At 74.3% G+C, this 8,830-nt stretch carries 8 protein-coding genes; 7 read left to right on the top strand and 1 reads right to left on the bottom strand.

What is annotated here, in order from left to right:
* Positions 1–133: 133 nt before the first annotated feature.
* Positions 134–832: a DUF461 domain-containing protein gene (locus ACZ38L_RS32800; protein ID WP_465700279.1), complete on the bottom strand. Its 699-nt coding sequence runs from the start codon at positions 830–832 to the stop codon at positions 134–136.
* 499 nt (positions 833–1,331) lie between these two features.
* On the opposite strand from ACZ38L_RS32800, the gene ACZ38L_RS32795 reads away from it, so the two are divergent.
* The 7 genes from ACZ38L_RS32795 to ACZ38L_RS32765 all read left to right on the top strand — a co-directional run bounded on the left by ACZ38L_RS32795 (position 1,332) and on the right by ACZ38L_RS32765 (position 8,611).
* Positions 1,332–1,814, top strand: coding sequence for a CarD family transcriptional regulator (locus tag ACZ38L_RS32795; protein WP_030244332.1), 483 nt, complete (start codon positions 1,332–1,334; stop codon positions 1,812–1,814).
* A gap of 299 nt (positions 1,815–2,113) precedes the next feature.
* Complete coding sequence (gene ispD / locus ACZ38L_RS32790) at positions 2,114–2,866, top strand: 2-C-methyl-D-erythritol 4-phosphate cytidylyltransferase (protein ID WP_465700309.1); 753 nt, start codon at positions 2,114–2,116, stop codon at positions 2,864–2,866.
* Positions 2,856–3,362, top strand: a complete 507-nt coding sequence (gene ispF, locus ACZ38L_RS32785) for a 2-C-methyl-D-erythritol 2,4-cyclodiphosphate synthase (protein WP_465700277.1) — start codon at positions 2,856–2,858, stop codon at positions 3,360–3,362. Before ispD ends, ispF begins: the two co-directional genes overlap by 11 nt.
* A gap of 141 nt (positions 3,363–3,503) precedes the next feature.
* A complete protein-coding gene (locus ACZ38L_RS32780) occupies positions 3,504–3,896 on the top strand; it encodes a PPOX class F420-dependent oxidoreductase (protein WP_465700273.1) in 393 nt (130 codons plus the stop codon).
* A 154-nt stretch (positions 3,897–4,050) separates the two neighbouring features.
* Complete coding sequence (gene cysS / locus ACZ38L_RS32775) at positions 4,051–5,445, top strand: cysteine--tRNA ligase (RefSeq protein WP_465700271.1); 1,395 nt, start codon at positions 4,051–4,053, stop codon at positions 5,443–5,445.
* A gap of 147 nt (positions 5,446–5,592) precedes the next feature.
* Positions 5,593–6,585, top strand: coding sequence for a 23S rRNA (guanosine(2251)-2'-O)-methyltransferase RlmB (gene rlmB, locus ACZ38L_RS32770; protein ID WP_465700267.1), 993 nt, complete (start codon positions 5,593–5,595; stop codon positions 6,583–6,585).
* 295 nt (positions 6,586–6,880) lie between these two features.
* Positions 6,881–8,611, top strand: coding sequence for a DoxX family membrane protein (locus ACZ38L_RS32765; protein ID WP_465700263.1), 1,731 nt, complete (start codon positions 6,881–6,883; stop codon positions 8,609–8,611).
* Positions 8,612–8,830: the final 219 nt, after the last annotated feature.

Here is an 8,830-nt window from a genome sequence, read left to right as displayed (position 1 = left end):
ATGCTGTCCTTACTCGGCGCCTACCACCCGCCCCCCCCCCCCCCCCCCCCCCCCCCCCCCCCCCCCCCCCCCCCCCCCTCTCTGCCCCCCCCCCCCTCGGCCGTCGGTTGTGCGCGCGCCGTCGCGCGCTGGGTCAGTGCGCCGTCGCGCTGGCGGTCGCCGAGGCGCCGGCACCGGCGGCGGTGCCACCGGGCGCACTGGCGGAGGCGGTCGCCGACGGGACGGCCGAGCCCGAGGCGGACGCACCGGCCGACGGGGACGGGCTGCCGGAGGCCGCCGGGGAGCCCGAGGCGGAGGTCGAGGCGCTGGCCGACGGGGCGACCGGGCCGTACGACGCGAGGTACCCCGTGGCCGGGCTGACCTGCGCCTGGGCACTCACCGAGCCCGCCGTGTTGAAGGTGAACGAGGTCGGCGTGAAGCCGCCGACCGGCAGCTGGATCGAGGCCAGGTGGGCCGACGGCTGGCCCTGGCTGCCGAATGACACCGCGCCACCGGCCGGCACGACGATGCTGGGCACCGTGGCGCCGGTGGCGTCCTCAAGGGTCGCCGCGGTGTTGTTCACCGTGATCGACTGCAGCGTCTCCGGGCTGCTGCCGGTGTTGCTGATGCTCAGGGTGACGGTGGCCGGGCCGGGGGCGTCGGGGGTCGCGTCGGGGGCGGTGACGACGACGATGCTGTTCAGCCGGAGGTCGTTGCCCAGCGTCACGGCCGGGGTGTTCGGCTTGATCTGCTGGGTCTCCGCGGTCTGGCCGGCCGAGCAGGCGGACAGCGAAACGGTGGCGAGGGCGAGAACGATGGCGGCAGATCCGCCGCGTCGAAGGCTGCGGCTCACGGCGGCGGCATCTCCTTGGTCGCGTGTCGAGTGGTCAGCGCTCAGATTACCGACCGCACTTATCCGCTTCTCACGGGGTGGCCCCGTGGCGCGCCGCTGGGCCCCCGGACGGGGGCGGCCCACGGGTGGTGCGGGGTCACACGGCAGCGCTCGGGCGACTGTTCGAGCGGCCTCCGGCGCTGCCGCGCCGGCCGCGACCGAGTGGGGTGTGGCCGATCGGGGCGCGCCCCGCCGGGCGGTCAAGATCGGATCACGATCCGGAAACGTCGAAATTCCGGTGTCGACTCCAAGATCGAATGCCGGTTTCGGGGGCCGGGTCGCGGGTTTCGCCGGCTGCGCGAACCGCCTCCGACCTGCGAGAAGCCCCTCCCGGCGGGTGGCCGCAGCACGTCGCAGGGGTCCTTGTCAAGCCCCGAGACCGGCCCTGACCTGCGAAAACGCCCTTCGGGTGGACGGAAAAGCGTGTTATTCTGGAAAGCCACGGAAGGGGTCCTGTCACATGACGTTCAAGGTTGGCGACACGGTGGTCTACCCCCATCACGGGGCTGCACTGATCGAGGCCATCGAAATTCGCCAGATCAAAGGTGTGGACAAGACCTACCTGGTGCTGAAGGTTCAGCAGGGTGACCTGACGCTGCGCGTCCCCGCGGAGAACGCGGAGTTCGTCGGCGTGCGCGACGTGGTCGGCCAGGAGGGTCTGGACCGGGTCTTCGAGGTGCTGCGTGCACCGTACACCGAGGAGCCCACCAACTGGTCCCGTCGGTACAAGGCGAACCTGGAGAAGCTCGCGTCGGGAGACGTCATCAAGGTCGCCGAGGTCGTCCGCGACCTGTGGCGGCGCGAGCGGGAGCGCGGCCTGTCGGCCGGCGAGAAGCGGATGCTCGCCAAGGCGCGGCAGATTCTCGTCAGCGAGCTGGCGCTCGCGGAGAACACCAACGAGGACAAGGCGGAGACGCTGCTCGACGAGGTGCTCGCCTCGTAGTGCCGGCGGTTGCCGTTCACAGCGCCCGGCGCTGCGGCGTCGCCCGGGGTCGGTAGGACTCGGGTGATGCGGTGGCACTCCGGGCGCTGCGGCATGCCCGGATAAGGTGATGCTTCGCGGTGCGGATCGCTGTGCTCGGCGGAACGCTCGGTGCTGATCGCTGTGCGCGCGGGCCAGGCCGCCTCGCGAGGGCCGCCAACCACGCCGGTACCCGAGAGGCGGCGCCGGTGTGGAAGGGGTCCGGTGCACCGTCTGACGGGTACGCCTGGGCCATACCCACTTCGCTGAAGGAGTGAAACCTGAACACCACAGGAGTAGTTGCAGCCGCCGTGGTCCCCGCCGCCGGGCGCGGCGAGCGGCTCGGCCCCGGTGCCCCCAAGGCGCTGCGCGAGCTGGGCGGCGCGCCGCTACTGGTGCACGCGGTCCGGGCGCTGGCGCGCAGCCGGGCGATCGGGCTGGTCGTGGTCGCCGCCCCGGCCGACGGGGTGGCCGAGGTGGTCGGTCTGCTGGACAGTCACGGGCTGGCCGGCAAGGACGTCCGGGTGGTGGCCGGCGGCGCGACCCGGCAGGAGTCGGTGCGGCTCGGCCTGGCCGCCGTCCCGGCCGGGACCGAGGTCGTGCTGGTGCACGACGCGGCCCGTCCGCTGGTGCCGGTGGAGGTGGTGGACGCGGTGGCGGCCGCCGTCCGGGCCGGGGCCGAGGCCGTGGTGCCGGCGGTTCCGCTGGCCGACACCGTCAAGCGGGTCGAGCCGCGCCCGGCCGGTGAGCCGGAGCCGGTGCTGGACACGCCCGAGCGCGCGGCACTGCGCGCGGTGCAGACCCCGCAGGGCTTCCGCCACGACGTGTTGGTCGAGGTGCACGCCAAGGCGCTGGCCGAGGAGGCCGCCGGCATGGCGCCCGCGGTCACCGACGACGCCGGCCTGGTCGAGCACTACGGCGGCCGGGTGGTCGTGGTGCCGGGCCACGAGGAGGCGTTCAAGGTGACCCGTCCGCTGGACCTCGTGCTGGCCGAGGCCGTGCTCGCCCGGAGGAGGGCTTCCGATGGTTTCTGACCGGTCGTCCGGTGCGCCGGTACTGCCGCGGGTCGGCATCGGCACCGATGTGCACGCCTTCGAGGCCGGTGCCCCGCTCTGGGTGGCCGGCCTGCGCTGGGAGGGCTACGAGCAGGGCCTGGCCGGCCACTCGGACGGCGACGTCGCCGCCCACGCGGCCTGCGACGCGCTCTTCTCGGCGGCCGGGATCGGTGACCTCGGCGCGCACTTCGGCACCGACCGTCCGGAGTGGGCCGGTGCGTCCGGCGTCCGGCTGCTCGGCGAGGCGGCTCGGATCGTCCGGGCCGCGGGGTTCGAGATCGGCAACGTCTCGGTGCAGGTGATCGGAGTGCGCCCGAAGATCGGCAAGCGGCGCGAGGAGGCGCAGGCCGCGCTCTCCGCGGCGGTCGGCGCGCCGGTCTCGGTCTCCGGCACCACCACGGACGGGCTGGGGCTCACCGGGCGGGCCGAGGGCCTGGCCGCGCTGGCCACCGCGCTGGTCTACCGGCGCGACTGAGCCCGCCCGGCGGCGGCGCTGGTCGGGGCGGGGGAATAGCCCCGCTCTGACGGGTGTTCAGGCTGATCGGCCCGGGCCATGTGGGTAGCTTGGGCAACGGTTGATCACCTGTCGGCTGACCGCACCGAGATGAGGCCCGCAATGACCGTGCAGCTCTCCGAGAAGGCCCGTGCCCTGCTCGACGGCAAGAGTTTCGCCGTGGTCGCCACCCTGCAACCGGACGGCAGTCCGCAGAGTTCGGTGGTCTGGGTCACGCGGGACGGCGACGACGTGCTGTTCTCCACCGTCCAGGGCCGGCGCAAGCACCTCAACCTGGTCCGCGACCCGCGGATCTCGCTGCTCGTCAACCCGCCGGAGGAGCCGTACAGCTACCTGGAGGTGCGCGGCGAGGCGGCGCTGACCACCGAGGGCGGCGCGGAGCTGATCGACGAGCTGTCGCACAAGTACCTGGGCAAGGACTACCCCAACGACACCCCGGAGACCGTCCGGGTGGTGGTCCGGCTGACCCCGCAGCGGGTGATCGAGAGGTTCTGATCCGGATCGGACGGCTCCGCTCTGCCACGGTGCGTCATCCGGGCACTCCCTCCCGTCACACCCGCGCAGCACCGGCGTCACAAGCGCAAATTCTTGGCAGCCCCGCGACAGAAACGTCGCGGGGCACTACCCGCTTCCCACTACGCTTGACGCTGTGAGTATTCGCCTGTACGACACCAGCACCCGCCAGGTACGCGACTTCGTCCCGCTTGTACCGGGTTGTGTCTCGATCTACCTGTGCGGCGCCACCGTGCAGGCCCCTCCGCACATCGGGCACGTCCGGTCCAACCTCAACTTCGACATCATGCGCCGGTGGTTCACCCACCGCGGCTTCGACGTGACCTTCGTGCGCAACGTCACGGACATCGACGACAAGGTGATCCGCAAGGAGCACGAGCTGGGCGTCCCGTGGTGGCAGATCGCGTACGCCAACGAGCGCGCGTTCAACGACGGTTACCAGGCGCTCGGCTGCCAGCCGCCGACCGCGGAGCCGCGGGCCACCGGCCACGTCCCCGAGATGATCGAGATGATGCGGACGCTCATCGCCAAGGGACACGCCTACGCCGCCGAGGGGAACGTCTACTTCGCCGTCACCACCTACCCGGGCTACCTGCAGCTCTCCAACCAGCAGCTGGAGCACCTGCTGCAGCCGGAGGGCGAGGGCGAGACCGGCAAGCGCGACGCGCGTGACTTCGCGCTCTGGAAGGCGGCCAAGGAGGGCGAGCCGTTCTGGGAGACCCCGTGGGGCCCCGGGCGCCCGGGCTGGCACCTGGAGTGCTCCGCGATGGCGCACAAGTACCTGGGCAGCGCCTTCGACATCCACGGCGGCGGGCTGGACCTGATCTTCCCGCACCACGAGAACGAGATCGCCCAGTCCAGGGCCTTCGGCGACCACTTCGCCGGCTACTGGGTGCACAACGCCTGGGTCACCATGAGCGGCGAGAAGATGAGCAAGTCGCTCGGCAACTCGGTGCTGGTCTCCGAGATGGTCCGGCGCTGGCGGCCGATCGTGCTCCGCTACTACCTGGGCGCCCCGCACTACCGCTCGATGATCGAGTACAGCGAGGAGTCGCTGCGCGAGGCGGAGGCCGGATTCGGCCGGATCGAGGGCTTCATCCAGCGGGTGGTCGAGCGCTGCGGCGAGGTCGAGCCGGCCGCCGAGGTGCCGCCCGCCTTCGCCGAGGCGATGGACGACGACCTGGGCGTGCCGCAGGCGCTGGCCGTGGTGCACACCGCCGTCCGGCAGGGCAACAGCGCCCTGGCGGCGGACGACAAGGAGAACGCGGTAGCGCGGCTGGCCGAGGTCCGTGCGATGCTCGGAGTGCTGGGTCTCGACCCGCTGGACCCGCAGTGGGCCGGCAACGACCGCGGCGACGACCTGCACGGGGTGGTCGACTCGCTGGTCCGGCTGGTCCTGGAACAGCGGCAGGCGGCCCGGGCCCGCAAGGACTTCGCCACCGCGGACGCCATCCGCGACCAGCTCGGTCTGGCCGGGCTGGCGATCGAGGACACCCCGTCCGGCCCGCGCTGGACGATCAACAACCAGTAATCCCGCCACGGAGGTCCGTGGAGGGGTGAGGGTGGGCCGTACCGGCTGCCGAGACGGCCGGTACGGCCCACCCGCGTGACGCAGAGCATGCGCCCGCCGTGGCAGACCGCCGCGACCGGGCATGACGGACAGACAGGAAGTACAGCCATGGCCGGCAACAGCCAGCGCAGGAACCGCCGCAACCCCGGGTCGAAGAAGGGCGCGAGTGTCGGGACCGGCGGCCACAGCCGGAAGGCGCTCCAGGGCAAGGGCCCGACCCCGCCCGGTGAGGCCCGCAAGGGTCACCCGAAGCAGCGCGCCGCCAACGCCGCGCTGAAGCGCGAGCGGGACGCCAAGGCCCGGGCCGGCATGCGTCGGGCCGGCGGCGGCGGGCGCGGTGGCCGCGGTGGCGCGGGCGCCGCCGAGCTGGTGGTCGGCCGCAACTCGGTGGTCGAGGCGCTGCAGGGCGGGGTCCCGGCGACCGCGCTGTACGTGATGCAGTTCATCGACACCGACGACCGGGTGCGCGAGGCGTTCCAGGCGGCCAACGACCGGGGCATCCCGCTGATGGAGGCGCCGCGCCCGCAGCTGGACCAGATGACCGGTGGGCTCAACCACCAGGGCCTGGTGCTGCAGGTCCCGCCCTACGAGTACGCGCACCCGGAGGACCTGCTGGACGCCGCCTCCGAGCAGGGCGAGGACGCGCTGATCATGGCGCTGGACGGGGTGACCGACTCGCGCAACCTGGGTGCCGTGGTCCGGTCGGCCGCCGCCTTCGGCGCGCACGGCGTGGTGATCCCCGAGCGGCGGGCCGCCGGGATGACGGCCGGCGCCTGGAAGACCTCCTCGGGTGCGGCGGCCCGGCTGCCCGTCGCCCGGGCGACCAACCTGACCCGGGCGCTGGAGGCCTACCAGAAGGCCGGGCTGATGGTGGTCGGGCTGGCCGCGGACGGCGAGGCCGAGATCGGCGACCTGGAGGCGCTGACCGGCCCGGTGGTCATCGTGGCGGGTTCCGAGGGCAAGGGCCTGTCCCGGCTGGTCTCGGAGACCTGTGACCTGCGGGTGCGGATCCCGATGCCGGGTGCCACCGAGTCGCTGAACGCGGGCGTCGCGGCTGGGATCGTGCTGTACGAGGCGGCGCGGCTGCGGGCCAAGCGCTGAGTCGCGGCCGGCTCGGAGCCGGCCGGGGGCGGGGGGGGGGTCGTGCCCGCCCGCTCCTGCGTGTGGGTGGCGATCGGCGCGGAGTTGACGTCTTCTGTCCGGCTCTGACTGCGCGGATCACCATCTCGCGCGTCGCTGACCAGAACCGTCAGCCACGCCCGGGAGTTGCACCCGGGAGAGTGTCCTAACCGGCTGTCACCCGGTTAGAGGGGGCGTGGACACCAGAACACCTCGGCGCCCAAGGCAGGGCGGAGCGGCAGGGATAGACGCTGAGCCCGGCCTCAGCACCGTCAAGGTGCCGAGCGATCCGGCCCGCCTGAGCAGCACCCAGGCCAGCTTCCGGCTCAGGCTCCCCGCGCCGGTGGCTCCGATGATCGACGCCCCCTCGATGACCGGCGTGCCGCAGGCCGACGCCTTCGGGCGGCCGTACGCGCCGCTCGCCTACGCCGGGCGGCCCGGGCTGGTCCGGGCCGGCGGCGCGGACAGCGGCGGAACGGCCGACACCCTCGGCGGCGGGGTACCCCGCCGGAAGGGCCGGGTCACCGCCGTCACCTGGACCGGGCAGGCGATGCCCGGCGACGTGGCGGCCACCCAGCTGCTGGACGCGGTGCGGCTGAACAGCGCCTCCGCGCCGGTCGGGGCCGCCGCGCTGGCCGGCGGCGGGCACGGTGGCCTGCCGCTCGGCGGCGGGTCCTCGGTCAGGCTGGTCGACCCCGGGTCGACCCAGCTGCTCGACCCGGAGTGGGACGACACCCTCGGCGGTTCGTACGGGCGGGCCGTCCCGCGGCAGCAGTACGGGCCTGGGATGACCGGCCCGGGCGGGCACGGCGGGTACGGCGCCGGGCGACCGGCCGAGGGCCGCCCGCCGCGGCGACCGGAGCCGCCCGGCTGGGTGCCGGCCGGCGAGTTGCCGCAGCACTCGGCCAGCACCGGCGAGCCCAGCCGGCACGCCTGGTACCCCGGGCGCCGGGTCGACCTCGGCCTGGTGCTGCTCCCGCTGCGGGTGCTGCTCGGTTCGCTCTCGGTCTACGCCGGCTTCAGCAAGCTCTGCGACCCGGTCTACTTCGACGGCGGCGACCGCGGCTCGATGATGCGCTGGCTCTCCTCGCTGCACCCGTGGCGGGCCGCCGAGCCACTGCTGGCCTTCGCCATGGCGCACCCGGTGGGTGCCGGGCTGGGGGTGGCCTTCACCGAGGTCGTGGTCGGCGTGCTCTCGCTGCTCGGGCTCTGGCAGCGGTTGGCCGCCGCGACCGCGATGGCGCTGTCGGCCGCGCTGCTCTTCACGGTCAGCTGGCGGGCGGTGCCGGTCTACGACACCCCCGACCTGATCTTCCTGGCGGCCTGGAGCCCGCTGCTGATCGCCGGGGCGCCGTTCGCCTCCTTGGACGGGCGGCTTGCCCTGGAGGCCTGGCGGCGGTACGGCGCCGCGCCGAAGGCGGTGCGCCGCCGGGTGCTACGCCGGGGCAGCGTGGTCGCCTCGGTGGTGATCGGGCTGACCCTGCTGTTCGGCTCGCTGCTGGGCGCCGCGGTGCGCACCGGCGGGCAGCCGCAGCCGAGGCCGACCCGGGTGCCGTCCAACTACGGCACGCCGGTCTGGCCGACCACCGGCGGTACCGGTGGGGCCTCGCACGCGCCGGTGGCGGGCACCCGGTCGGGGCCGGCCGGGGGACCGACGCCCTCCGTCGCGCCGTCCGCGACGCCGTCGGCCGCGCCGACGCCGTCCACCGCGGCGAAGGCCCCGAAGGCACACCCGTCCGCGCCGCGGTCCACGGCCGCGGAGCGGGCGGGCGAGGCGACGGGTTCGTCCGGCCAGGGCGGCGGCTCGACCTCCGGGACGGGCACCGCCTCGCAGCCCGGGACGGCGGGTTCGTCCGGTTCGGCCGGCAGTGGGGCGGGCACCCGGGTGCCGAAGCCCACCCCGAGCGGCGGCGGGCTGCTCGGGAGCGTGCTCGGCAGCGGGCCGCCGGCGGTGAGCCTGGTCGGGATGGCCGACGCGCCGGCGTCCTCCGGGCGGGGCGCGGTGTAGCGGATCACGCGGCTCGGGGGGGGGGGGGGGGGGGGGGAGGAGAGAGACCAAGCCACGACTTCCCCTCCCCTCCCCCCCCGACCCCCCCCCCCCCCCCCCCCCCCCCCCCCCCCCCCCCCCCCCCCGCGGCCGGATCGCGCTGCTCGCCTGGCAGACCCGGGACGCCGAGCGGGCCTGCGGCTCCGCCGCCCGAGCCGACCACGCCGCGGACGCGGGCGC

The organism is Kitasatospora sp. NPDC024654 (assembly GCF_055559155.1).
Note: the sequence above shows the minus strand (reverse complement) of the source record. Positions and strands in the feature narration are given on the sequence as shown.

Bases quoted from the DNA above. Each gene is read 5' to 3' on its own strand.
- ACZ38L_RS32795 (WP_030244332.1), top strand. From the start codon at position 1,332: ATGACGTTCAAGGTTGGCGACACGGTGGTCTACCCCCATCACGGGGCT.
- ispF (WP_465700277.1), top strand. From the start codon at position 2,856: ATGGTTTCTGACCGGTCGTCCGGTGCGCCGGTACTGCCGCGGGTCGGC.
- ACZ38L_RS32780 (WP_465700273.1), top strand. From the start codon at position 3,504: ATGACCGTGCAGCTCTCCGAGAAGGCCCGTGCCCTGCTCGACGGCAAG.
- rlmB (WP_465700267.1), top strand. From the start codon at position 5,593: ATGGCCGGCAACAGCCAGCGCAGGAACCGCCGCAACCCCGGGTCGAAG.